The 25341-nt window shown below is 64.7% G+C and carries 23 protein-coding genes and 1 tRNA gene; 17 read left to right on the top strand and 7 right to left on the bottom strand.

The window, feature by feature from the left end; translation table 11 throughout:
• Window positions 1-95 precede the first annotated feature (95 nt).
• The 3 genes from BSG08_RS05610 to rocF form a co-directional block, all read right to left on the bottom strand.
• Entirely contained in the window at window positions 96-992 is an 897-nt protein-coding gene (locus BSG08_RS05610) for a hypothetical protein (protein WP_093033420.1), read from the bottom strand.
• 76 nt (window positions 993-1068) lie between these two features.
• Window positions 1069-2118: an ornithine cyclodeaminase gene (locus BSG08_RS05605; protein WP_093033417.1), complete on the bottom strand. Its 1050-nt coding sequence runs from the start codon at window positions 2116-2118 to the stop codon at window positions 1069-1071.
• An 11-nt stretch (window positions 2119-2129) separates the two neighbouring features.
• The gene (rocF, locus tag BSG08_RS05600; RefSeq protein ID WP_093033414.1) at window positions 2130-3059 is read right to left on the bottom strand and encodes an arginase; all 930 of its coding nucleotides are present in this window, start codon (window positions 3057-3059) and stop codon (window positions 2130-2132) included.
• Window positions 3060-3180: 121 nt separating this feature from the next.
• Between rocF and BSG08_RS05595 the strand changes: the two genes are divergently transcribed.
• Window positions 3181-3609 carry an Lrp/AsnC family transcriptional regulator gene (locus BSG08_RS05595; protein WP_093033411.1) on the top strand — a complete coding sequence of 143 codons (429 nt, stop codon included), beginning with the start codon at window positions 3181-3183 and terminating at the stop codon, window positions 3607-3609.
• An 8-nt stretch (window positions 3610-3617) separates the two neighbouring features.
• On the opposite strand, the gene BSG08_RS05590 is transcribed toward BSG08_RS05595, so the two are convergent.
• Window positions 3618-4079 carry a disulfide bond formation protein B gene (locus tag BSG08_RS05590; protein ID WP_093034240.1) on the bottom strand — a complete coding sequence of 154 codons (462 nt, stop codon included), beginning with the start codon at window positions 4077-4079 and terminating at the stop codon, window positions 3618-3620.
• 2 nt (window positions 4080-4081) lie between these two features.
• Complete coding sequence (locus BSG08_RS05585) at window positions 4082-4660, bottom strand: YqaA family protein (protein WP_093033408.1); 579 nt, start codon at window positions 4658-4660, stop codon at window positions 4082-4084.
• Between the two features lie 133 nt (window positions 4661-4793).
• On the opposite strand from BSG08_RS05585, the gene BSG08_RS05580 reads away from it, so the two are divergent.
• The 16 genes from BSG08_RS05580 to BSG08_RS05505 all read left to right on the top strand — a co-directional run bounded on the left by BSG08_RS05580 (window position 4794) and on the right by BSG08_RS05505 (window position 22812).
• Window positions 4794-4879 (top strand) — tRNA-Leu (locus BSG08_RS05580).
• Between the two features lie 117 nt (window positions 4880-4996).
• Window positions 4997-5422, top strand: coding sequence for a GlcG/HbpS family heme-binding protein (locus BSG08_RS05575; RefSeq protein WP_093033405.1), 426 nt, complete (start codon window positions 4997-4999; stop codon window positions 5420-5422).
• Between the two features lie 101 nt (window positions 5423-5523).
• Window positions 5524-7428 (top strand): sensor histidine kinase, encoded by a 1905-nt coding sequence (locus BSG08_RS05570; RefSeq protein WP_217649878.1) that lies wholly within the window; start codon window positions 5524-5526, stop codon window positions 7426-7428.
• Complete coding sequence (locus tag BSG08_RS05565; protein WP_093033403.1) at window positions 7425-8777, top strand: sigma-54-dependent transcriptional regulator; 1353 nt, start codon at window positions 7425-7427, stop codon at window positions 8775-8777. The genes BSG08_RS05570 and BSG08_RS05565 overlap by 4 nt, the downstream gene beginning before the upstream one ends.
• A 195-nt stretch (window positions 8778-8972) precedes the next feature.
• A complete protein-coding gene (locus BSG08_RS05560; RefSeq protein WP_093033400.1) occupies window positions 8973-9947 on the top strand; it encodes a TAXI family TRAP transporter solute-binding subunit in 975 nt (324 codons plus the stop codon).
• Between the two features lie 137 nt (window positions 9948-10084).
• A complete protein-coding gene (locus BSG08_RS05555) occupies window positions 10085-12256 on the top strand; it encodes a TRAP transporter permease (protein WP_093033397.1) in 2172 nt (723 codons plus the stop codon).
• Between the two features lie 118 nt (window positions 12257-12374).
• Complete coding sequence (locus BSG08_RS05550; RefSeq protein ID WP_093033395.1) at window positions 12375-13628, top strand: sarcosine oxidase subunit beta family protein; 1254 nt, start codon at window positions 12375-12377, stop codon at window positions 13626-13628.
• A 53-nt stretch (window positions 13629-13681) separates the two neighbouring features.
• Window positions 13682-13939, top strand: a complete 258-nt coding sequence (locus tag BSG08_RS05545; RefSeq protein ID WP_093033392.1) for a sarcosine oxidase subunit delta — start codon at window positions 13682-13684, stop codon at window positions 13937-13939.
• Complete coding sequence (locus tag BSG08_RS05540; protein ID WP_093033389.1) at window positions 13936-16866, top strand: sarcosine oxidase subunit alpha family protein; 2931 nt, start codon at window positions 13936-13938, stop codon at window positions 16864-16866. Before BSG08_RS05545 ends, BSG08_RS05540 begins: the two co-directional genes overlap by 4 nt.
• Entirely contained in the window at window positions 16859-17413 is a 555-nt protein-coding gene (locus tag BSG08_RS05535; protein WP_093033386.1) for a sarcosine oxidase subunit gamma, read from the top strand. The genes BSG08_RS05540 and BSG08_RS05535 overlap by 8 nt, the downstream gene beginning before the upstream one ends.
• 66 nt (window positions 17414-17479) lie before the next feature.
• A complete protein-coding gene (locus BSG08_RS05530) occupies window positions 17480-17770 on the top strand; it encodes a DNA primase (protein WP_093033383.1) in 291 nt (96 codons plus the stop codon).
• A gap of 42 nt (window positions 17771-17812) precedes the next feature.
• A complete protein-coding gene (dnaG, locus tag BSG08_RS05525) occupies window positions 17813-19756 on the top strand; it encodes a DNA primase (protein WP_093033380.1) in 1944 nt (647 codons plus the stop codon).
• A 118-nt stretch (window positions 19757-19874) separates the two neighbouring features.
• Complete coding sequence (gene rpoD / locus BSG08_RS05520) at window positions 19875-21857, top strand: RNA polymerase sigma factor RpoD (protein WP_093033377.1); 1983 nt, start codon at window positions 19875-19877, stop codon at window positions 21855-21857.
• A 114-nt stretch (window positions 21858-21971) separates the two neighbouring features.
• Window positions 21972-22244, top strand: coding sequence for a type II toxin-antitoxin system Phd/YefM family antitoxin (locus BSG08_RS05515; protein WP_093033374.1), 273 nt, complete (start codon window positions 21972-21974; stop codon window positions 22242-22244).
• A complete protein-coding gene (locus tag BSG08_RS05510) occupies window positions 22241-22495 on the top strand; it encodes a Txe/YoeB family addiction module toxin (protein ID WP_093033371.1) in 255 nt (84 codons plus the stop codon). The genes BSG08_RS05515 and BSG08_RS05510 overlap by 4 nt, the downstream gene beginning before the upstream one ends.
• 38 nt (window positions 22496-22533) lie before the next feature.
• Complete coding sequence (locus BSG08_RS05505; RefSeq protein WP_093033368.1) at window positions 22534-22812, top strand: HlyU family transcriptional regulator; 279 nt, start codon at window positions 22534-22536, stop codon at window positions 22810-22812.
• Between the two features lie 350 nt (window positions 22813-23162).
• On the opposite strand, the gene BSG08_RS05500 is transcribed toward BSG08_RS05505, so the two are convergent.
• On the bottom strand, window positions 23163-24380 hold the full coding sequence (locus BSG08_RS05500; RefSeq protein ID WP_093033365.1) for a M24 family metallopeptidase: 1218 nt from the start codon (window positions 24378-24380) through the stop codon (window positions 23163-23165).
• Window positions 24381-24501: 121 nt separating this feature from the next.
• Window positions 24502-25341, bottom strand: an 840-nt coding sequence (locus BSG08_RS05495) for a LysR substrate-binding domain-containing protein (protein WP_139274538.1), incomplete at its 5' end; no start/stop codon positions are given.

The following is a 25341-nucleotide window of genomic DNA, read 5'->3' as shown; positions in this document are numbered from 1 at the left end:
TCATTTTACAGGTATGCGATGCTGTCCTGATGTAATGATCAGGATGCGGCTTTTTCCGTCAGATGACCATGCCTGAAGCCCCGGTAGCATCGCTGCTAGGGTCTTGAATGTGTTTGGTGCTCCGTGATCCTGTCGAGAAGGGTGGTATTGCTGAGCGAGGTCTCGCGCAAGACCCTGCGGGTATGCGTCTTGGAAAACGGCAGAAGCATTGCAAAGAGCCGCGCCTCGATCCTGCGCGGCAGGGACGATCCGTAATCGCCGCGCCGGATGCGCATCAGTTGCGCCGCGTGCCGGTCGACCACGGGGTTGCGTTTGAATTTCTGCGGCGTCGCGTCGAGCAGGCGGATGAATTCCTGCCCTGAGCTGACATATTGCTTTTTGTTCCAGCGTCCGTCGTGATCGAGATGCCAGACGTTCACGCCTGTGTTGTCCACGAAATCCGCGCCACGCCACAGCAGCATCATGGGCATGAAATGGTCCCACCACGGCATGCCGAACACGAGATCACCGCAGTCGATATCCGCGAGCACCGCATGCCCGGCCCCGAAGAGGTCGATACCGCAGTCATAGGGCGGTTCCGCCGTGGTCTTGTCGCCGGTATGATCGCGTCGGCGCACGGCCACGGCCTGCATCGGGCCAAGGGTTTCGAGGCGGGCGCGCGCCTCTGGTGTCATTTCGAGTTCGATATCGGCGTTGACGATGAACACCCGCTCGCGCGACAGCGTGCGCGCGGCGTCGAGCAGGTCGCCGAGAAACACATGCGGACGCCCGGTGATCGCGCGCGCGTCGCGCGGCACGCGCAGCACCTTGACGCCAAGGTCGTCGATCAGCGGATGCAGCGGTTCGTTCACGGAGTTGACGGTCACCGGGTCAAACCCGCAGGCGCGCCATGATTGCACGCAGCGCGTGAGGTAATCATCACCGATCTCGTTGCCCTGTGCATCCTTGCGGGAAAAGACCGGCGGGATGGAGGTGACGATCAGATTGTTCATGCAACTACCGTTTAAGTGGAAAGTTGCTGCCGCCTATGACAGATGCACGTTGCGGGATCAACCCGGTGGCCTGCCCTCAGCCCCCCGCGCGCAATAACATGCCGAAAAGGTCGCGGGGATCGTCGGGGTCGGCGAGCAGGTCGAGATCCATGTAGAGATCGGTGCCCGCGATATGATCGCGCACGTAGCGCAGGGCGCTGAAATCCTCGATCGCAAAGCCGACGCTGTCGAAAAGCGTGATCTCTTCCGGGCTGGTGCGGCCCCTGGCGGTGCCGTTGATGACCTGCCACATCTCTGTCACCGGGTGGTCGGGGGCAAGCTGCTGGATCTCGCCCTCGATCCGGGTCTGTTCGGGATATTCGACAAAGATCGTCGAGCGGTGCAGCACGCCGGGGGCAAGCTCGGTCTTGCCCGGGCAGTCGCCGCCGATGGCGTTGATATGCACGCCCGCGCCGACCATGTTGTCGGTCAGGATCGTGGCATATTGCTTGTCCGCCGTGCAGGTGGTGATGATCTGCGCGCCCTCCATGCTGTCCTCGGCCGAGCGGCAAGCGACCACATCGAGGCCCATGCCGGTCAGGTTGCGCGCGGCCTTTTCGGTGGCGGCGGGGTCGATGTCGTAGAGGCGGACGGATTTCAGGCCACAGATCGCCTTCATCGCGAGGCTCTGGAATTCGGACTGCGCGCCGTTGCCGATCATCGCCATGGTGTCGGCGTCGCGCGGGGCGAGGTATTTCGCCACCATGGCCGAGGTGGCGGCGGTGCGCAGCGCGGTCAGCACGGTCATTTCCGACAGGAGCACCGGGTAGCCGTTGCCGACATTGGCCAGCAGACCGAAGGCGGTGACGGTCTGTAGCCCCTCGCGGGTGTTCTTGGGGTGGCCGTTGACGTATTTGAAACCGTAGACCTCGCCATCCGAGGTGGGCATGAGCTCGATCACCCCTTCGGCGGAATGCGAGGCGATGCGCGGCGTCTTGTCGAACAGTTCCCAGCGGCGGAAATCGGCCTCGATATAGTCGGCCAGCCCGCGCAGCATCGGTTCTACCCCGATGTGGTGGACCAGTTTCATCATGTTGTCGACGGAAACGAAGGGCACGAGCGCCTTGTCGGAGGGGGAGAGGGTCATCGGTGTCATCCTCAGCTGAAAGCCTGTGTCGGGCGGTCGAAGACGCGACGGCCAAGCGCCGAGGCGGCGAGATCGACCATGACCTGCGCGGTGCGTCCGCGGTCATCCAGAAAGGGGTTGAGTTCCACCAGATCGAGCGAGGTCATCAGACCCGAGTCGCAGATCATCTCCATCACCAGATGCGCCTCGCGGATGGTGGCGCCACCGGGCACGGTGGTGCCGACGGCGGGGGCAAAGGAGGGGTCGAGGAAATCGACATCGAGCGAGACATGCAGCGCGCCCCTGGCCGATGCCACGGTGTCGAGAAATTCCGCCAGCGGGCGGGCGATGCCGCGTTCGTCGATCTCGCGCATGTCGTGGCAGCGGATCTGCGTGGCCTGCAGGGCCTCGCGCTCGGCCTGATCGACAGAGCGCAGGCCGAGGATGCAGATGTTGGCCTCGGGCACCGGATGGGGCACGGGCGGAAAGCCGTGAAAGCCCGCGCGCCCGGTGGCATAGCCCAGCGGCGTGCCGTGCAGATTGCCCGAGCCGGTGGATTGCGGCGTGTGAAAATCGCTGTGCGCATCCAGCCAGAGCACGAATTGCGGCCGGTTGCGGGCGGCGGCGTCATTGGCCACGCCGGTGACAGAGCCGAGCGAGAGGCTGTGATCGCCACCCAAGAAGATCGGCAGGCTGTCCTGCATCGCGGTTTCTGCCTCCGCCATGATCGCGGCGGTCCAGCCGGCAGTTTCGGCGGGGGCATGGATATGGCGCGGCATGTCCGAGTCGGGCATGGTGGAGGCAGGGGCAAGGTTGCCCCGGTCGGTGACGCGGTGGCCCAGGTCAGTCAGCGCCTCGGCCAGGCCCGCGGTGCGATAGGCGTCCGGGCCCATGAGGCAACCGCGGCGATCCTTGCCGCTGTCGACGGGGGCGCCGATGAGGATGATGCTTTGCGAGGTCATTGGGGGATCCGTCCGGTTCTGTGAGTCCCGGCCAGAATGCTGCCGATTCGAGTTGAATTGAAGCCGCTCTTTCGTGCTAAACGAGGCATATCTATGCAAATCGGATTGGATAAGTTTCGAAATGGATGATGTGGATCAGAAACTGATCTCGGCGTTGCGGCACGATGCGCGTGCTTCGCTGTCGGATCTGGCGATCGGGCTGGGGGTGTCGCGGACGACCGTGCGGGCGCGGATCGAGCGCTTGCGCGCGAGCGGCGATATCGTCGGGTTCACGGTGGTGCTGCGCGGCGATACGGCGCGCGATCCGGTGCGCGGGCTGATGATGCTGGGGATCGAGGGGCGCGGCACCGACCGGATCATCCGGCAACTGGGCGGGCTGAGTGCTGTGCGCGCGATCCACACCACGAACGGGCGGTGGGATGTGATCGTCGAGATCGGCACCCCGACGCTGGAGGATCTGGACAGGGTGCTTGCGCAGATCCGGCGGTTCGACGGGATCGCGAATTCGGAGACGAGCCTGCTGCTCAATACGTGGAAATCGGGCAGCTGAGGCCTGTCTCAGCGGGCGCGCAGGGCCATGAGCCACAGCCCGGCAAGTGCCAGCGACGCCAGCATGTTCCAGCTGGCCATGGAGAGGCCGAGCATCTCCCACGCCACCTCGTCGCAGCGCACGAGGGGGGCGGCCATGATCTGTTCAAAGAGATCCTCGGCACTCAGCCCAGCCGTGTCGGAGGAGGTGCAGGTCGATGGCCCTTCCCACCAGGCGCGCTCGACCCCGGTGTGATAGCTGCCGATCGCGGCGGTGGCGAGCGCGGCCAGAAGCCCGCCAAGCGCCATGAGGCGCGGCAGCGCCACAAGAGCCGCGAGCCCGAGACCGATGGCGATGACATGCGGCCAGCGCTGCCAGATGCAGAGCGAACAAGGCGCCATGCCGCCGATGTGCTGAAAGGCAAGCGCACCCAGCATCAGCGCCGCAGAGCCGGAGGCGGCGAGCAGGATCAGTTGTTTCTGACGGGTCATGGTCATAGGAACCTCGTGGCATAAAAGCCGCCGAACAGCAGCACGACAAAGAGAATGGTCAGCAGGCCAAGGCGGCGCTCGATGAAATCGCGGATTGGCGCGCCGAATTTCCACAGCAGCGCCGCCACCAGAAAGAACCGCAGCGCCCGCGCCAGGATCGAGGTGGCGACGAAGGTAAAGAGCGGCATGCCGGTCCAGCCCGACATGATGGTGATGACCTTGTAGGGAAAGGGCGTGACCCCGGCGGTCAGCACCGCCCAGAAGCCGAAATCGTTGAAACGGGTGCTGAACGCTTCCATCGCGTCGCCCTTGCCGAGGGCGGCGAGGATGGGTTGGCCGATTTCCTGATAGGCGAAGGCGCCGATGGCATAGCCCAGCAGACCGCCGAGAACGGATGCAATCAGCGCCACCGTGGCGATCAGCCAGGCGCGCGACGGGCGCGCGAGGATCATCGGGATCATCAGCACATCGGGCGGGATCGGAAACACCGAGCTTTCGATGAAGGAAACGAAGGCCAGAACCCAGAGCGCGTGGCGGTGATCGGCCATGCGCAGGGTCCAGTCGTACAAGGCTCTGATCATGGGCGGGTCTCTTGCTTATTTGCCGCGACACAGCATGCAGAGCCGCCGCGGTCAAGGCAAATGGCGGCAGGGATCAAAAAAACCGCCGGGACCACTGGACGCAGGCAATGCCCTTCGCTAGAGATCGGGCTGTGCCCAAGTGGCGGAATGGTAGACGCAGAGGATTCAAAATCCTCCGCCTTTGCGGGCGTGCGAGTTCGAGTCTCGCCTTGGGCACCATGTTCCGCATCATCCTGACACCGGCCCCTTCCCGGCGGCGGTTGCAATCGACTCGGGGCTGGGTGAGACTTGGGCCGGGCGGTCGGTTGCGTCTGACCGGCGCGGGGAGGTGGACCAATGATGACGATTCGCCGGCTTGATCTGGCCGATGCCGGGGTTCTTCTGGGTGGTGCGCGGGCGCATGCCGCCCGGATCGGCGTGCCGATGTGCATTGCGATCACCGACGAGGCGGGGCATCTGCTGGCCTTCGAGCGGATGGACGGGGGCAAGCTGACCTCGGTCACCATCGCCATCGACAAGGCGTTCACCGCCGCGGGCGCGCGGCGGGCGACACATGAATATGGCGCGCTGAGCCAGCCGGGTCAGCCGGTCTGGGGCATCGTATCCGCGATCGGCGGGCGGTTCATGACGGTGGGCGGCGGTCTGCCGGTCAGCGTGGACGGCGATGTGGTGGGTGGCATCGGCGTCAGTTCCGGCACGCCCGAACAGGACCGCGCGGTGGCGCAGGCGGGGATCGACGCCTGGCTGGCGCGCCTCGGCTGAGGGGTGGGGGCGCCCGGCGCTTGACCGGGGCACGGTCAGAGGCGAAAACCAAAAGGCGCGCCGCGCCGATGATGCGACGCGCCTTGCAAAAAGGCCTGACCATGCCGCCATCTCTTGCCGATCCTGCCGATCCGCGCGCCGCACCTCTGCCGAGGCGCGGCCAAGGGCGTGTGCCCTCTGTCTGGCTGGCGGTGCTGGCGGCGCTCGTGGTGCTGGGCCTCATGGCGGGAGCGATCTATGCGCGGGCGATCCAGATCACCTTTGGCGATCTGCAGGAGCGCGGCGAGAACACGCTGCGGCTGGCCGAGGCCAGCCTGCGCGGACAACTGGCGCGGTTCGAGCGGCTGCCGGGGCTGCTGGCCGAGGAGCGCGCGGTGCGTTCGCTCTTGCTCGCCCCGGAGGATCAGGCGCTGGTCGGGCAGGCCAATCTGTATCTGCGCGAGACGGCGCGGCGGCTGGGTGCGTCGGACATCTACGTGATGCACCGCGACGGGGTGACGCTGGCGGCGAGCAACTTCGATCAGCCGCATTCCTTTGTCGGCGGCAATTTCGCCTTTCGCCCCTATTTCCGCGATGCGATCAGCGGCGGCGAGGGGCGGTTCTTTGCGCTGGGCACCACGTCGAACAAGCGCGGTTATTATTTCGGCGCGCCGGTCAATGTGGGTGACCAGGTGCGCGGGGTGCTGGTGATCAAGATCGACCTCGACGAGATCGAAATGGCCTGGGCGAGCAACGATCTGCGGATCGTGGTGATGGACCCCGAAGGTATCGTGTTCCTGTCGAACCGGCCTGACTGGCGGTTCCGGGCGCTCTCTCCGCTTGGCCCCGAGGAGGCGCGGCGGACCCGCGAGACGCGGCGCTATGCCAATGCCGAGGTGGGCGTGGTGCGGGCCACGCGCAGCGATCTGCGAGGCGGGTTCTCGTTGTTGCAGGCGGAGGTGGAGGACGGTGCCGAGACCGAATATCTGCTGACGCAGGCGGCGATGGCCGATGCAGGCTGGACGGTGATGGTGCTCAGCCCCACGGCGGGGGCGCGGCAGCAGGCGTTGCTGGTGGTGGCGGCGATCCTGCTGGGGCTGGGGGCGGCGGGGTTTGCCGGGCTGATCGTCTGGCTGCGGCGGCGGCAGCTGGCCGAGCGGATCGCATTGCAGGCGGCGACGCAGGTGCAACTGGAGCGGCGTGTTTCGGAGCGCACGGCGCAGCTGGCGCAAGCGAACCGTGCGCTGCGGCAGGAGGTGGAGGAGCGCACCGCGACCGAGGCACGGCTGCGTGACACGCAGGCCGAACTGGTGCAGGCGGGCAAGCTGGCGGCGCTGGGGCAGATGTCGGCCGCACTTAGCCATGAATTCAATCAGCCGCTGGCGGCGGCGCGCAATTATGCCGAGAACGCCGGTCTTTATCTGGAGCGTGGCAAGCTGTCCGAGGCGAAGCGGAATATCGGCCACATTCTGGGGATGGTCGAGCGGATGGGCCGGATCAGCCGCCATCTGCGCAATTTCGCGCGCAAGCCCAATCAGAAGCTGCGCCCCGTGGCGCTGGAAGGGGTGGTGCAGGAGGCGCAGGATCTGCTGGGCTGGCGGCTGGAACAGGCGGGGGCGGAACTGATCGTGGATATTGCGCCTGCCGGTCTGAGCGTCACGGCGGGGGCGGTGCGGTTGCAGCAGGTGCTGGTCAATCTGCTGACCAATGCGCTCGATGCCACCGAAGAGGCCGGGGACCGGCGGCTGCATCTGATGGCGCGGCGCGCGGGTGGCGAGGTGCTGCTGAGCCTGCGCGATCACGGGCCGGGCGTGCCCGAGCAGTTGCAGGCGCGGATTTTCGATCCGTTCTTTTCGACCAAGGGGGTCGGCAAGGGGCTGGGGCTGGGCCTGTCGATTTCCTACAATATCGTGCGTGATTTCGGCGGCGCGCTGGAGGTGTGCAATCCGCCCGAGGGGGGCGCGGAATTCGTGCTGCGGCTGCGCGCGGCAGAGGCGGACGGGACATCGGCGGAGGCGGCGGAATGAGTGGCGGGCAGGTTCTGCTGGTCGATGACGATGCCGATCTGCGGGGGGCGACCTTGCAGTCGATGGACCTGGCCGGGCTGGAGGCGCAGGGGTTTGCGGCGGGCGAGGCGGTGCTGGACCGGATCACCAGCGGGTTCGAGGGCATTGTCATCACCGATATCAGGATGCCGGGGATCGACGGGCTGAGCCTGATGACGCGGGTGCATGAGATCGACCCCGAGGTGCCGGTGCTGCTGGTCACCGGGCATGGCGATGTGCCGCTGGCGGTGCGGGCGATGCGCGAGGGGGCCTATGATTTCATAGAAAAGCCGTTCTCGGGCGCGCAACTGGCGGGTATTGCCGCGCGCGCGCTGGAGTTCCGGCAACTGGTGCTGGAGAACCGCCGATTGCGCGCGGTGGCCGGGCAGTCCGACGATCTGGAGAGCCGTCTGGTCGGGCGGTCGGCGGCGATGATCGACCTGCGCCGCCGGGTGCGCACGATCGGGCCGTCGGATGCCGATGTGCTGATCGAGGGCGATACCGGCACCGGCAAGGAGGTGGTGGCGCAGGCGCTGCATGATCTGTCGCCCCGGCGCGGGCGGCCCTTTGTGGCGATCTCGTGCTCTGCGCTGCCGGAGGCAATGATCGAATCCGAGCTGTTCGGCCATGCGCCGGGGGCGTTCGCGGGCGCGTTACGCGCGCGCATGGGCAAGTTCGAGCATGCACGCGGCGGCACGATCCTGCTGGACGATATCGGGGCCATGCCGATGGAGGTGCAGGGCAAGCTCATGCGGGTGATCGAGGATCGGGTGCTGACACCGCTGGGCAGCAATGAGCGGATCGCGCTGGATGTGCGGTTCATCGCCACCAGCCGCGTGCCGCTGGCCGAAGAGGCGGCGGCGGGACGGTTTCGCGCCGATCTGCTCTATCGGCTCAACGTGGTCAGCCTGCGGGTGCCGCCGCTGGCGGAGCGGGTCGAGGATATTCCCGCGCTGTTCTGCCGCTTGCTGGCGCAGGCGCAGGCGCGGCATCGCCTGCCCGAGCGCGGGGCCACGCCCGGACTGCTGGCGGAACTGGCGCGGCGCGACTGGCCGGGCAATGTTCGAGAGTTGCGCAATGCGGCGGAGCGGTTTGCCCTGGGGCTGATGGAACAGGCGGCGGCGGGGGCGGAGGCAAGCGCCGACACCACGCTGGCAGAACGGATGGCCGAGCATGAGCGGCGGCTGCTGGTGGATGCGCTGATCCGGCATCAGGGGGTGCTGAAGCCGGTTTACGAATCCCTCGGGCTGTCGCGCAAGACGCTCTATGACAAGCTGAGGCGTCACGGCATCGACAAGGGCAAACTGGGGTCCGGGTCGGGCGGAATGTGAAGCAGGTTACACATGACCTTCCAGAGATGGGTGGTTTTCTACACATCTGTTGGTCAAACAACCGCGAGGGGCGTGGTGCCGGTCGCGAAACGCTTGCAATCTTCTGCGCGTGCCTCTGTCATGTGCAGCGTATCGGCCCCGCAGAGGAGCAGGGCCGGACGTTCTACATATGCGTGAAACCTTTGGGAGGATACCATGCGCTTTACCAAAATCGCGGCTCTGGCCGCATCCGCCGTCATGGCCGCCGGGCTGGCCACGGCCCAGGATCGCACCGGCTGGCCTTCGGATCTGACCGTGGGCACCGCCAGCCAGGGCGGCACCTATTTCGTTTATGGCAACGGTCTGGCCAGCTTCATCGGCGAGGAGCTGGGACTCAATGCCTCGGGCGAGGTGACTGGCGGCCCGGTGCAGAACATGACCCTGGTGCAGACCGGCGACCACAATATCGGGCTGGTCACCATGGGCCCGGCCTATGAGGCATGGACCGGGGTCAGCGAACTGGCGCCGGGGCTGGAGCACAAGGATGTGCGCGCCCTGTTCCCGATGTACAAGACCGCATTCCAGGTGATCGCGCTGGAAGGCTCGGGGATCAAGTCGGTTTCCGATCTGGGGGGCAAGCGCGTGGCGGTTGGCCCGGCAGGCGGCACGCCCGGTACTTACTGGCCGCGTTTCATCGAGACGCTGGGCGTTGACGCGACGCCGTCGTTCACCGGTGCCGCGGATGCCGCGAGCCAGCTCAAGGACGGGCTGGTCGACGCATTCGCCTTTGCCGCCGGCATGCCGATCCCGGCCTTCAGCCAGCTTACCGCCGAGGCCAAGGTGGTGATGTTCGGGTTCAACGAGCAGGAACTGGCGACCGTGCTGGAAAACCATCCCTCGGTGTCGCCCTTCGTGATCGAGAGCGGGGTCTATTCTGGGCATGACTACGATCAGCCGACGGTGGCGATGTGGAACTTTGCCGTCGCGCATGCCGACATGCCCGAGAGCCTGGCCTATGAGATCACCAAGCTGGTGATGGAAAACAACGACCGGATGCTGCAGATCCACTCTGCCGCGAGCGAGACCGTGCCGGAGAATGCGGTCAACAACGGCTTTCTGCCGTTTCATCCCGGCGCGGTGCGCTATTACGAGGAAAAGGGTATCGCCATTCCCGATGAGCTGAAAGGCTGATCGGTCGGTCATCCGACGCAGGACAGGATCGGGGTGCGGCATCGGACCGCGCCCCGACCCAAGACGCAAAAGCATCGCGCGGCCCGCAAATCCGCCCGCCTGCGCGACGGTTTCACATCCCAACGGGAGGCAGCCCCATGTCGTCAACTCCGGCACAGTCCGACATTGATCCAAATGAGAGTCTGGCAGAAGGCGTGGACCGCGAGGTCATCGCCGTCAATCAGCGCGTCTTTACCGGCAGCCTCGGGTTCGCGATAGCGACGCTGTGCATTCTCTATACGTCGTTTCATCTCGTTTCGATGAATCTCTATCCGATCGAGACGTGGATCTACCGGCTGAGCCATGTGGCGGGGGGGCTGGCGCTGGGCTTTCTGCTGTTCTCGTCGCGGATCGTGTCGGACGGCAGCGGTGATGAATCCTATTCGATGGCCGAAAGGCTGCTGACCTGGCTGGGTGGTGCGCTCATCCTGCTGGCGCTGGGGCAGGTTATGGCGATGCTGGTGCTGAATGACCGGGTCGTGACCGGGGCACCGGCGGGAAAGCATCTTTACAGTTTCGGCTACGCGCTGATCGCCGGGACGGTTCTGACGCTCATCGCCTCGTGGATGGCACCGTCGCGCGACCGGGCGCGGTTTGCGCCTGCGGACGCGCTGCTGGCGCTGGCGGCGATCGTGGTCGGGGCCTATATCATCGGCCATGCCGAATTCCTGCGCATTCGCGCGCAGGTCTTTCCGCACCCCAACGACATGTGGGCCTCGGTTGCCGGAATCATCCTGATCCTGGAACTGACGCGCCGCCTGGCGGGGCTGGCGCTGGTGATCATCGTGGCGGTTTTCGTGGTCTACGGCTTTGTCGGGCCGTGGCTGCCGGGGGTGCTGTTTCACAAGGGATATGATCCGGCGCGGTTCTTTGCCTTCATCTACACCGACAATGGCGTGCTGGGGCCGACCACGGCGATCTCGTCGACCTATATCATCCTGTTCATCACTTTCGCCGCCTTTCTGCAGGCGAGCCGGGTGGGCGAGTATTTCGTGAATTTCGCCTTTGCCGGGGCGGGGGGCGCGCGCGGCGGACCGGCCAAGGTGGCGGTCTTTGCCTCAGCGCTGATGGGCATGATCAACGGCACCTCGGCGGGTAATGTGGTTTCGACCGGATCGCTGACCATCCCGCTGATGAAGAAGGTGGGCTACAAGCCGCAGACCGCGGCCTCGGTCGAGGCGGCGGCGTCGTCGGGCGGACAGATCCTGCCGCCGATCATGGGGGCGGGGGCCTTTATCATGGCCGAGATCACCGGCATTCCCTACCGCGACATCGTGATCGCGGCGATCATTCCGGCGGTGCTGTATTTCACTTCTGTCTATTTCATGGTGGACAAGGAGGCGCTGAAGAAGGGCATGCAGGGGCTGCCGCGCGATCAACTGCCGAAATTCGGGGCGCTTGCGCGCCGGGCATTCCTGTTCATTCCCATCATCATCCTGATCGGGGCGCTGTTCATGGGCTATTCGGTGATCCGGGCGGGCACGCTGGCGATGGGGGCGGCGGCGGTGGTAAGCTGGCTCACGCCGCACAAGATGCTGGTCAAGGAGGTGCTCTACGCGCTGGAGATCGCGGCGCGCATGTCGCTGCAACTGGTGGCGGTCTGTGCCGCGGCGGGCGTCATCGTGGGGGTGATCGCACTCACCGGGGTGGGTACGCGGTTTTCCTCGATGCTGCTGGGGCTGGCGGGGCAGAGCCAGCTTCTGGCGCTGATATTCGCCATGTTGGTGGCAATCATCCTGGGCATGGGCATGCCGACGACGGCGGCCTATGCGGTGGCGGCGGCGGTGATCGCGCCGGGGCTGATCCGCATGGGGATCGAGCCGCTGACGGCGCATTTCTTCATCTTCTACTACGCGGTCATGTCGGCGATCACGCCCCCCGTGGCGCTGGCGGCCTATGCGGGGGCGGCGATCGCGCAATCCGATCCGATGCGCACCTCGGTCGAAAGTTTCAAGATCGGGCTGGCCGCGTTCATCGTGCCGTTCATCTTCTTTTACAACAATGCCATGCTGATGCAGGGCGGGGTGTTCGAGATCCTGCATGTCTTTCTGACCGCGATGCTGGGTATCTACCTGCTGGCCTCGGGCGTGCAGGGTTGGCTCTTTGGCAGGATCGGCTGGGTGCTCAGGATCGTCACGATGGTGGCGGCGATCTCGATGATCGCGGCGGGCTGGACATCTGATCTGATCGGGCTGGGGGTTGCGGCGCTGGTTTTCTTCATTCAGCGCGGGGTGCTCACCGCCAAGACCGTGGCCCGCGGCGCGGATTGAGGGCCGCGTCGCCGAGAGGCCGGGAAATGACGCGAAAGAGGGCGTTCAGGGCGGTTGACCATTGCTATCCCTGTCATGACTTGGTTCAGTCGCACCAAGCCATGACAGGGGGACACTGATGCGGTTTTCGGGCCTGCGCGTTCTGAAAGAGGGGCTGACCGGCAACAAGGGCTGGCGGGCGCATTGGCGCGATGCGGCGCCGAAGCCTGAATATGACGTGGTGATCATCGGCGGCGGCGGGCATGGCCTGGCGACCGCCTATTACCTGGCAAAGCGGCACGGGATTACCAATGTCGCTGTGCTGGAAAAGGGATATCTGGGCGGCGGCAATGTGGGGCGCAACACCACCATCGTGCGCGCCAATTATTTCCTGCCCGGCAATTCGGAGTTCTACAGCCACTCGCTCAAGCTCTGGGAAGGGCTGGAGGTGGATCTGAATTACAACGTGATGCATAGCCAACGCGGGCAGATCGTGCTGTTTCATTCCGACGGGCAGCGCGATGCCGCCGCCCGGCGCGGCAATGCGATGCGCAACCGGGGCGACGATGCGGAACTGCTGGATCGCGCGGCGCTGCGCCGGATGGTGCCCTACCTCGATTTCGACAATGCGCGGTTTCCGGTCCATGGCGGGTTGTTGCAGCGCCGGGCGGGCACGGCGCGGCATGATGCGGTGGCCTGGGGCTATGCGCGGGCGGCGAGCGAGCGGGGCGTGGACCTGATCCAGAACTGCGCGGTGACGGGGATCGACGTGGAACAGGGCCGCGTGCGCGGCGTGCAGACCACGCGCGGCGCGATCCGGGCAAAGAAGGTGGCGATTGTCGTCGCAGGGCGTTCAAGCCAAGTTGCGGCGATGGCGGGGATGCGTCTGCCCATTGAGAGCCATGTGTTGCAGGCCTTTGTCACCGAAGGGCTGAAGCCGGTTGTCCATCACGTCATCAGTTTCGGCATGGGGCATTTCTATATCAGCCAGTCGGACAAGGGGGGGCTGGTGTTTGGCGGCGATCTGGACATGTATGCCTCCTATGCCGCGCGGGGCAATCTGCCGCTGGTCGAGCATGTGATGGAGGCGGGCATGGCGCTGATGCCGATGATCGGCAATGCCCGCGTGCTGCGCAGTTGGGGCGGGATCATGGACATGTCGCCCGATGGCTCGCCCATTATCGACCATGCCGGGATAGACGGGCTCTATCTCAATTGCGGCTGGTGTTATGGCGGGTTCAAGGCGGTGCCGGGGTCGGGGGATGCGATGGCGCATCTCGTCGCTACCGACCGCCCGCACCCTGCCGCCGCGCGATTCCGGCTGGACCGGTTCAGGACGGGCCGGGGGCTGATGGACGAGGAAGGCACCGGCGCGCAGCACAACCTGCATTGAGGGCCGAGGGGTGGAATTTTGAGTATTTTCAGAATGATGAAAGAGCGGGTTCGATGCGACTGAGCTGTCCGATCTGTGGCGAACGGGATCGCCGCGAGTTCTATTATCAGGGCGCGGCACTGGCGCGGCCCGAGGGTGAGGCGTGGGATGCCGCCTGGGACGATTACCTGCACAACCGCGAGAACCCGGCGGGCGTGACCCGCGATCTGTGGCAGCATGAGCAGGGCTGTGGCGCGTGGCTGGTGGTGACGCGCAATACGATCACGCATGAGGTGCTTGGTGTCGCGCTGGCGGCGGAGGCGGGGGCATGAGGATCGAGGGCAGGGGGCTGATCGACCGCGACCGGGCGGTGAATTTCTATTTCGACGGGCACCGCTATCAGGGGTTCGAGGGGGATACGCTGGCCTCGGCGCTGATGGCCAACGGGGTGCGGATGGTGGCGCGGTCGTTCAAGTATCACCGCCCGCGCGGCGTGATGACGGCGGGTAGCGAGGAACCCAACGCGCTGGTGACGGTCGGTCTGGGACCGGCGCAGGAGCCCAATCTGCGCGCCACGGTGGTAGAGGTGAGCGAGGGGCTGTGGGCGCGCAGCCAGAACCGCTGGCCGACGCTGGGCCTGGACCTGCTGGCGGTCAACGATCTGTTTGCACCGTTTCTGGGTGCGGGTTTCTATTACAAGACCTTCATGTGGCCGCGCGCCTTTTGGGAGCGGGTCTACGAGCCGCTCATCCGCCGCGCCGCGGGGCTGGGCGCGCTGTCGGGCGAGCCGGCGGAGGATCGCCATGAGCGCGCCTTTGCGCATTGCGATCTGCTGGTCATCGGCGGCGGGCCTGCCGGGCTTATGGCGGCGCGGGCGGCGGCGGAGGCGGGGGCGGATGTGATCCTGGCCGAGGAGGACACGCGGCTTGGCGGGCGTCTGCTGGCGGAGACCGACGAGGTAGACGGCCTGCCCGGAGCGGAGTGGGCGGCGGAGGTTGCGGCGGAACTGGCGGCGATGCCCAATGTGCGGGTGATGACGCGTTGTGCGGTGACCGGGGTCTATGACCAGGGCACCTATGGCGCGTTTGAGCGGATGGCGCCCGGCGTCGCGGACCGGCCCGGCGCGCCAGGGGGGTGTTTCTGGCGTATCGTGGCGCGGTGCGCGGTGCTGGCGGCGGGGGCGTTGGAGCGGCCGGTGACCTTTGCCGACAACGACCGGCCCGGTGTGATGATGGCGGGGGCGGTGCGGGCCTATGTCAATCGCTGGGGTGTGGCGCCGGGGCGCAGCATCGTGGTTTTCGGCAACAATGACAGTGCGCATCGCACCGTAGCCGATCTGCAGGAGGCGGGGGTGCATGTGGCGGCGCTGGTCGATGCGCGTTCTTACGCGCGTTCGGATCTGGATGTGCCATTCTATCCGGGCGCGCAGGTCTGCGGCACCTCGGGGCGGCGCGGCCTGGAGGCGGTGACGATCGCCACGGCGAAAGGCGAAGAGCGCATCGCCGCCGATTGTCTGGCGGTCTCGGGCGGCTGGAACCCGAGCGTGCATCTGGTCTGTCACATGGGGGCGCGGCCTGTCTGGGATGCGGAGCGGCAGGCGTTTCTGCCCCCCGATGGGGCGGTGCCGGGGCTGCGCGTGGCGGGTGCGGCGGCGGGGGTCTTTTCCACGCGCGGCTGCCTTGAGAGCGGTCTGGCCGAGGGGCTGCGCGCGCTGCGCGACCTGGGGTTGGAGGCCCCGGACATCGCCGCGCCGATGGCGGGGGATCAGCCCTATGACATCTTTCCGCTCTGGCAGGTGCCGGGGCGCGGGCGCGCCTGGCTGGATTTCCAGAACGATGTGACGGTCAAGGACGTGGAACTGGCGGCCGCCGAGAATTTCCGTTCGGTCGAGCATATGAAGCGTTACACGACACAGGGCATGGCGCCGGATCAGGGCAAGAATTCCAATGTCTCGGCGCTGGCGGTGCTGGCCGAGGCGACCGGGCAGGGGATCGCCGAGACCGGAACGACCACTTTTCGCCCGCCCTATGTGTCGGTGCCGATTGCCGCGCTGGGGGCGGGGGGCAGGGGCAAGGGCTTTGCGCCCGAGCGGCTGACCACGTCGCATGCCGAGACGCTGCGCCGGGGCGCGCCGACGATCGAGGCGGGGTTGTGGCACCGGCCGGGCTATTTCCCGCGCAAGGGTGAAGATCACTGGCGGCAATCCTGCGACCGCGAGGTTGCTATGGTGCGCGAGGCGGCCGGGATCTGCGATGTCTCGACGCTGGGCAAGATCGACATTCAGGGGCCGGATGCGGCGCGGTTCCTCGATTTCGTCTATACCAACACGTTCTCGACGCTGAAGCCGGGGCGTGTGCGCTATGGGCTGATGCTGCGCGAGGACGGGCATGTGATGGATGACGGCACCTGCGCGCGCCTGGGAGAGCAGCATTACCTGATGACCACCACGACGGCGGCGGCGGGGCAGGTGATGCGGCATCTGGAGTTCGTGCATCAGTGCCTGCGGCCTGATTGGGATCTGCGCATGGTGTCTGTCACCGAGCAATGGGCGCAGTTTGCCGTGGCTGGGCCGAAATCGCGCGATCTGCTGAACGGGGTGTTGGATGCGCCGGTCGGGGATGAGGCATTTCCCTACATGAGCTGTGGCGCGGTCAGCATCGGCGGGGTGGCGGGGCGGCTGTTTCGCATCTCGTTCTCGGGCGAGCATGCCTATGAGATCGCGGTACCGGCGCGGTATGGCGCGGCGTTGTTCGCGGAACTGGTCGAAGAGGCCGAGGCGGTGGGAGGCGGCGCTTACGGGATGGAGGCGCTAAACGTGCTGCGCATCGAAAAGGGGTTCATCACCCATGCCGAGATTCATGGCCGGGTGACGGCGTTCGACATCGGCATGGCGCGGATGGTGAGCGCGGGCAAGGATTGTATCGGCAAGGCGGCGGCGGCGCGGTCCGGTCTGGTCGATGACGCACGCGAGCAACTGGTGGGGCTGAGGCCGGTGGGCGCGGTCAGGGAATTGCTGGCGGGCGCGCATCTGTTCGACGAGGCGGCAGAGGCGGTGAGCGACAACGATCAGGGTTATGTCACCAGCGCCTGCTATTCGCCGACGCTGGGCCATGTGATCGGCATGGGGTTTCTGAAACACGGTCGCGCACGGATCGGCGAGCGGGTGCGCGCGGTTGATCATCTGCGCGGATCCGAGACGATCTGCGAGGTGCAGGACATCGTGCAGTTTGATCCCGAGGGAGGGCGGTTGCGTGGCTGAATTGCGAGCGGAGACGCCCTGTGCGGGGCTTGTGCCGGTGAGGGTTGCGGGGTTGAGCCTGAGCGAGGTGGCGCCGGGTCGGATGACGTCGGTTGCACCCTACAGGGGGCAGGAGCGGGCGCTGTCCGCCGCGCTGAAATCGGCGCATGGGATGGCATGGCCCGCGCCGGGCCGGATGACCGGGCGCGAGGGTGCGCGGGCGATCTGGTTCGGGCAGCGGATGGCGCTGCTGGTCGGTCCCGATCCCGATCCGGCGCTGGCCGCGCATGCAGCACTCACCGATCAGTCCGACGGCTGGGCGGTGCTGCGGCTGGAAGGAGCGGGCGCGCGCGAGGTGCTGGCGCGGCTGACGCCGCTTGATCTGCGTGAGCGTGTGTTCGAGCAGGGACACACCGCGCGCAGCGAACTGGCGCATATGGCGGCCTCGGTCACGCGGATGGGCGGGGATGCCTGGCAGGTCATGGTCTTTCGGTCGATGACGGCGACGCTGGTGCATGAGGTGGAGACCGCAATGCGCCGGGTCGCGGCGCGGGGGATTTTTCCGTGATGGGCGCTGACAGCAGCGTGGAATCGCCTTAGGTTTCCGGCAGACCCTGTTTCCGAGAGGATTGCCATGCGCCCGATGTTTCTGACCGTCGCCCTGATTGTTCTGCCGATGAGCGTAATGGCGCAGAATCCGATCTGCGCGCCCTCGGGCAGGATCGTGCAGGCCGCGGTCGAGGCGCGGATCGAGGGGCAGGATTCGGTCGCGGCGATCCGGGCGATCAGCGACGCGCTGCCAGAGGACAAGAAAGCCTATGAACCGGCGGTGCAACCGCTGGTGGACTGGGTCTATACCCTGCCCGCGGAACAGTTGGGCGCGGAGGTGGCCGAGGCCTATATTGCCGCCTGCGAGGCGCAGTAGCGCGCACTGGACTTTGGCGCGGCTCTGGCCAATATAGAGGGTATGAGCCTGCCACCCGGATTTCTCGAAGAGCTGCAAAGCCGCCTGTCGCTGTCTCAAGTGGTCGGGCGCAAGGTCATCTGGGACATGCGCAAGTCCAATCAGGCCAAGGGTGACATGTGGGCACCTTGCCCGTTTCACCAGGAAAAAACCGCGTCTTTTCATGTGGATGACCGCAAGGGGTTTTACTATTGCTTTGGCTGCCACGCCAAGGGCGATGCTATTTCCTTTGTTCGCGAGACCGAGAATGTCGATTTCATCGAGGCGGTGCGCCTGCTGGCTGCCGAGGCCGGCATGACCATGCCCGAACGCGATCCGCAGGCGCAGGCCAAGGCGGATCGACGCACGCAGATGACCGAGGTGATGGAGCAGGCGGTCAAGTATTTCGGCCTGCAACTGCGCGCGGGCGCGGGGGCGACGGCGCGCGACTATCTGCGCGGGCGCGGTCTTGACGAGGCGACGCAGGCGCGGTTCGATCTGGGTTTTGCGCCCGATGGCTGGCAGGGGTTGTGGGATCACCTGACGGCCAAGGGTGTCGCGCCCGAGATGATCGTCGCCTGCGGGCTGGCCAAGGAAAGCAGCAAGGGTGGCAAGCCCTATGACACGTTCCGCAACCGGATCATGTTCCCGATCCGCGATGCGCGCGGGCGCTGCATCGCCTTTGGCGGGCGGGCGATGGATCCTGATGATCCGGCCAAGTATCTGAATTCGCCGGAAACCGAGCTTTTCGACAAGTCCCGCACGCTCTATAACCACGGCCCCGCGCGCGAGGCGGCGGGCAAGGGCAGGCCGCTGATCGTGGCCGAGGGTTATATGGATGTGATCGCGCTGGTGGCGGCCGGATTCGAGGCGGCGGTGGCGCCGCTGGGCACAGCGGTGACGGAACATCAGGTCGAGATGCTGTGGCGGATCAGCCCGGAGCCGGTGATCGCGCTGGATGGCGATACGGCGGGGCTGCGCGCCGCCTATCGGGTTGTCGATCTGGCGCTGCCGCTGCTGGAGGCGGGCAAGAGCCTGCGGTTCGCGCTGATGCCCGAGGGCAAGGATCCCGATGATCTCTTGCGCAGCGACGGGCCGGGGGCGGTGCAGGCGCTGATCGAGCGGGCGCTGCCGATGGTGCAGGTGCTCTGGCAGCGCGAGACGGCGGGGCGCAATTTCGACAGCCCCGAGCGCCGCGCGGCGCTGGACAAGGTGCTGCGCGACAGGATCAAGCTGATTCGCGATCCGTCCATTCGCGGCCATTACGGGCAGGCGATCAAGGATCTGCGCTGGCAGCTGTTCAATCCGCGCCGCAGCCACACGCCCCGCGCCAGGGGCGGCAAGTGGCCCCCGTCCGAAACCGCAAGGGCAAGCACCAAGTCCTCGATGCTGGTGGCGTCGGGGCAGGACAGCGAGACGCATCTGCGCGAGGCGGTGATCCTCGCGGCGCTGATTTCCTGTCCCGCGGTATTGGACCAGTTCGAGGTCGGGATCGAGCGGCTGGAATGCTGCGATCCGGTTCATGCCCGGTTGCGCGACCTGATCCTGCGCCATGCCCCTGCGGGCGTCGAGACCTTGCGCGCGCGGATCGTCGAGGCGATGGGCGAGGAGCCTCTTGAAAAGCTGCTGGCGCTGCCCCATGTCGCGATCACCCCGCCGGTGCGTCACCCCGGTGACGCCGATCTGGCGGAGAGGACGCTTGAGGAGGAACTCAACAAACTGTCGGCGCAGCGCGGGCTGCGCGCGGAACTGTCGGAAGCGAGCGCCGATATGGCCGGCCTCGCGGATGAGGCCGTGACGTGGCGTCTGGGGCAGGCGGCAGAAGCCCGCAACAGGGCGGTTCGCAGCCAGCAGGAGGACAGGGCGGAATACGATCTGGGCGAGAATGGTGCCCGGATCAGACGTCAGGAGAAACAGCGGTTCGAGGCGCTGCTCGGCACGATAACCTTTTCCAAACCGAAACGCTGACAGATTTTGGGGAGGAAGAGACAGGAAATTCAGGGTAGACGGGTGTTCGAATCACCAGATCGCGCTATTGATTCGGACACCGCGAATCGCCTGCCCGTCCACAGATCAGGAGTCTTTCATGGCCGCCAAGGATACCGAAGATCAGACGACCGACGAATCCGATAACGAGGTTTCTCTCGACATGAGCCAGACGGCGGTCAAACGGATGATCGCCGAGGCGCGCGAGAAGGGCTTTATCACCTATGACCAGCTCAACGAGGTGTTGCCGCCCGACCAGGTATCGTCGGAACAGATCGAGGACGTGATGTCGATGCTCTCGGAAATGGGCATCAACATCATCGAGGGCGAGGAAGCGGAAGAAGAACAGGGCCGCACCACCGCGCTGGCCGAGGTGGGCAAGCGCGGCGAGATCACGCTGGGATCGGGCAAGGATGAAAAGCTCGACCGGACCGACGATCCGGTGCGCATGTATCTGCGCGAGATGGGCAGCGTCGAACTGCTCAGCCGCGAGGGCGAGATTGCCATCGCCAAGCGGATCGAGGCCGGGCGCAACACGATGATCGCGGGCCTCTGCGAGAGCCCGCTGACCTTTCAGGCCATCACCATCTGGCGCGACGAATTGCTGGGCGAGGACATCCTGCTGCGCGATGTGATCGACCTTGAGGCGACATTCGGCAATCAGCTGGGCGAGGACGGGGTCGAGCCGGTGGTCGAGGCGGCCAATGTTCCGGGCGCGCCCTCGGGCGGTCGAGGCGATGATGAGCCGGATCTGGATGCCGACGGCAATCCCATCATGGGCGACGACGAGGACGAGGATGACGACCATGCGAACATGAGCCTTGCCGCGATGGAAGCGGCGCTCAAGCCGCGTGTTCTCGAGACGCTCGACCGGATCGCGGAGGATTATGTCCGGCTCTCCGAGATGCAGGACAGCCGGATCTCGGCGACGCTGAACGAGGATGGTTCTTTCTCGAACGCGCAGGAAGAGACCTATCAGACCCTGCGTTCGGAGATTGTCGAACTGGTCAACGAGCTGCATCTGCACAACAACCGGATCGAGGCGCTGATTGACCAGCTTTACGGCATCAACCGCCGGATCATGCAGATCGACAGCGCCATGGTCAAACTGGCCGATCAGGCGCGGATCAACCGCAACGAATTCATCGAGGAATATCGGGGGCGCGAGCTTGATCCCAACTGGCTGGAGGATATGGCGCAGAAATCCGGGCGCGGCTGGCAGATGTTCATGGAACGCAGCCCCGAGAAGGTCACCGAGCTGCGCGCCGACATGGCGCAGGTGGGGCAGTATGTGGGGCTCGACATTTCCGAGTTCCGGCGCATCGTCAACCAGGTGCAGAAGGGCGAGAAAGAGGCCCGGCAAGCCAAGAAGGAAATGGTCGAGGCCAACCTGCGGCTGGTGATTTCCATTGCCAAGAAATACACCAACCGCGGCCTGCAATTCCTTGATCTCATTCAGGAAGGCAATATCGGCCTGATGAAGGCGGTGGACAAGTTCGAGTATCGCCGCGGCTACAAGTTCAGCACCTACGCGACATGGTGGATCCGGCAGGCGATCACGCGGTCAATTGCCGATCAGGCGCGCACGATCCGCATTCCGGTGCACATGATCGAGACGATCAACAAGCTGGTGCGCACGGGGCGTCAGATGCTGCACGAGATCGGCCGCGAGCCGACGCCCGAGGAACTGGCCGAAAAGTTGCAGATGCCGCTGGAGAAGGTCCGCAAGGTGATGAAGATCGCCAAGGAGCCGATTTCGCTGGAAACCCCGATTGGCGACGAGGAAGACAGTCAGCTTGGCGATTTCATCGAGGACAAGAACGTCATCCTGCCGCTGGATTCAGCGATTCAGGACAATCTGAAGGAGACGACCACGCGGGTCTTGTCGTCGCTGACGCCGCGCGAAGAGCGGGTGCTGCGGATGCGCTTCGGGATCGGGATGAACACCGATCACACGCTCGAGGAGGTGGGGCAACAGTTCTCGGTGACGCGGGAGAGGATCCGGCAGATCGAGGCCAAGGCGCTCAGGAAGCTGAAGCATCCGTCGCGAAGCAGGAAGCTGCGGAGTTTTCTGGATCAGTAGGGTGGGTGCCAACTCACCTTTGACAATAATCGGTGATGGGCATGGTGGGCTGGCACCCACCCTACCTTACTGTGCCACCTTGAAATTCCGTACGCGATCACGTACATCCGCTCTATGAAACACACCACCTCCACCGATCTGCGCAAGAACCTCTCGGCCATGATGGACCGGGTGAATGACGATCACGAGCCGGTCATCGTCACCCGCGCCAAGGGCAAGCCGGTGGTGATGATCTCGCTCGAGGATTATCAGGCGATGGACGAGACCGCCTATCTGCTCGCCACGCCGGCCAACCGGGCGGCGTTGATGGCTGCAATCTCGGAGAGCGACCCATCGCGCATGGTCGAGGTCTCGATGGATTATCTGCGCGCGATGGAGCGGGAGTGAGGCTCGCGTTTCGCGCGCAGGCATGGGCGCAATACCTCTACTGGCAGCAGACTGACAAGGCCATGTTGCGCAAGATCAATCGGCTGCTCGAGGAATGCCTGCGCCACCCTTTTGAAGGAACGGGAAAACCCGAGCCGTTGCGCGGCGATCTGGCCGGTTTCTGGTCGCGGCGAATGGAGCGCGCGCATCGTTTGATCTATCGTGCCGCGCAAGAGGCGTTGGAAATCGTGCAATGCCGCTATCATTATTGATGCTGTCAAACGATAGCTTCGTTGGAAAAGGGGGCCGCATGTCGATCCTGTCGCGATTGTTCGGAGGGGGAGCCAAGCCCGAGGCACGGGCCGAGGTCAGCGAAACCTACAAGGAGTTCCGCATCTTTGCCGCGCCCCGGTCGGAAAAGGACGGGTATCGCGTGGGTGCCCGGATCGAAAAGGAAATCGGCGGCGAGGTGAAGGTGCATCACCTGCTGCGCGCCGACACGCTGCGCAGTCTCGATGAGGCGCAGGCATTATCGATCCGCAAGGCGCGGCAGGTGATCGACGAACAGGGCGACGCGATTTTCGGGTGAACGGGCAAGAGGTTGGGCGACGTCCAGGAAATACGCCGCCTCCGGCGAGAGCGGCGGTGCGGGTCGCGTCTTGTCATGCCGACGGGGTAGGGCGGTGTCGGTGCCGTTGGCATTGCCGCAAGAGGCGCTCATCGCATCCGATGAGCACCCCGGTCAGTCATGATGAAGTTCCTTGCCAAAGAACGCGGTTCTTGTTCATGGTCCGGCCTTTGCGCCGAAAAGAACGGCTGAGAGGTACACATCGCCTGAACCGGAAGGATCATCGTGACTGGCGAGGTTCAGGGCGGCCAGCGTCATGACGAGGCTGGCCGCCGCAATCAGGATTTCCAGGCCCGTTCGCACGGCCTGAGTCAGCCCTTGCCGACGATGTTATGCTCGGGTCCGTAGGGGAAGCCGGTGATGTTCTCGGCCCCATTTTCGCCGATCACGAGGATATCGTGCTCGCGGTAGCCACCGGCGCCGGGCTGTCCCTCGGGGATCATGACCATCGGTTCCATCGAGACGACCATGCCGGGTTTCAGTTCCGTCTCGATGTCCTCGCGCAGCTCGACCCCGGCCTCGCGGCCATAGTAGTGGCTGAGCACGCCGAAGCTGTGGCCATACCCGAACGAGCGATACTTGAGCAGATCCCATTCCCGATACATCTCGTTGAGCTCGATGGCGATATCCATGCAGCGCGCGCCGGGTTTCATCAGTTCCAGCCCCCGCTCATGCACCGCAACGTTCTTTTGCCAGATGTCGAGGCTGGCCGCGTCCACGCTGTCGCAAAACAGCGTCCGTTCGAGTGCCGTGTAATAGCCGAAGATCATCGGAAAGGTATTGAGGCTGAGGATGTCGCCTGACTGCACGATGCGGTTGGTCACCGGGTTATGTGCGCCATCGGTGTTGATACCGGACTGAAACCAGGTCCAGGTGTCCATCAGTTCCACGAAAGGAAAGGATTTGGCGATCTCGCGGATCATCGCGTTGGTGCCGGCGATGGCGACTTCGTGCTCGGGAACGCCCGCCTTGACCGCACCGGCGACCGCATAGCCACCCACGTCGCAGATCCTCGCGCCTTCCTTGATCAGCTTGATTTCTTCGTCAGATTTTATGGTGCGCATCCACATCGACGGCTGGCTCACGTCAACCAGTTCGACATCCGGCAAGGCATCCTGAATCTGCTGACGGTAGTCGAGCGAAACATGGTCGAACTCTATCGCCACGCGCCGTGCGCCTTTGGTCAGTTGCTGTACGGCGCGATAGAAATTGTCACGCCGCCAGTCGGTATAGGTGATGTTGCTGCCAAAGCTGCGACGCCAGGGTTGGCCACCATCGATTCCCGCCGAAATCGTCGTGGCGTTCTTCTGGTCGATGACCATTCCGTATTTGCGGCCAAAGTAGCAGTAAAGCCAGCCGGAATAGTAGTTGATACAGTGATAAGAGGTGAACAGCGCCGCATCGACGTTGTTCTCGGCCATCCAGGCGCGCAACTCGTTCTGGCGGCGGGCCATTTCGGTGTCGGAAAAGGGCGAAAAGTCCTTTTCGCCATTGTGCCACTCGAATACGTGCAGCATGTCATCAAGCATTGGGGTTCCTCCTTGCTGTCTTGGATGCAGATCCGCTAGCAGCAAAGTATGGAAAAACAAAATTAATAGGTTTGATTTATGAATAAGTAAATGAAATGAATTACCGCTGACTCGCCATGTTCTAGCTGCGCGCGAAGGTCGGCTTGCGAAAGGCGCTGACGCCTTCGGCGATTTGTTCGATCAGCTTCAGCGCGGCATCGGACACCTTCACGTGCTTGTAAAACAGGCCAACATGCAGATTGGCCAGTGGTGGAAAGCCCTCTCTGGGGGAAAGCACGCGCATTCCGGGCATCAGCGTTTTCTTGGTCAGGGCCGTCACGCCCATCCCGTCGAGCACCGCATTCTGAAGGGCTGTGATGCCAGGGCTCTCGAAGCAGATACGCCATTCGCGTCCCTCGGTGTCGAGTGCGTCGATCATCCTTTTGCGATAGAAGCAACCCTTGGGGTGGGCGATGATCTGCACTGGTTTGTCGAGGCTGTATTGATAGTCGCGCCCGCAGACCCAGAAGGGGCGCTCTGACCAATAGAGCGAGACATAAGGCGCGGGCATCATGTCGGTGATTGCGATGGCGAGGTCCAGTTCGTCCACATGCAGGTTGTTGAGGATGCTGCGGCTCCAGTCGCAGCGCACGTCGAGGGTGACATCGGGATTCACCTTGGCAAAGTCCGCTATGATGCGTTGAAAATATGCGATTGCGTAATCGGTGGGTAATCCCACCCGAAGTGTGCCCATGAACTGGGCTTGCTGAAAGTTGGCGACCGCGCGGTCGTTGAGCCTCAGGATCTCGCGGGCATAGCCAATCAGCGCGTGGCCTTGCGGCGTCATTTCGAGGATCTTGCCCTTGTGGTGCAGCAGTTTCGCGCCAACCAAATCCTCCAGCCGCCTGATCTGAAGGGAAATTGCGGGCTGGGTGCGACCAAGGATGTTGCCGGTCTCGGTGTAGTTTCCAAGGTCGACCAC

The organism is Roseovarius azorensis, assembly GCF_900109455.1.
In the GTDB taxonomy this organism is placed as follows: Bacteria; Pseudomonadota; Alphaproteobacteria; order Rhodobacterales; family Rhodobacteraceae; genus Roseovarius; species Roseovarius azorensis.
Note: the sequence above shows the minus strand (reverse complement) of the source record. Positions and strands in the feature narration are given on the sequence as shown.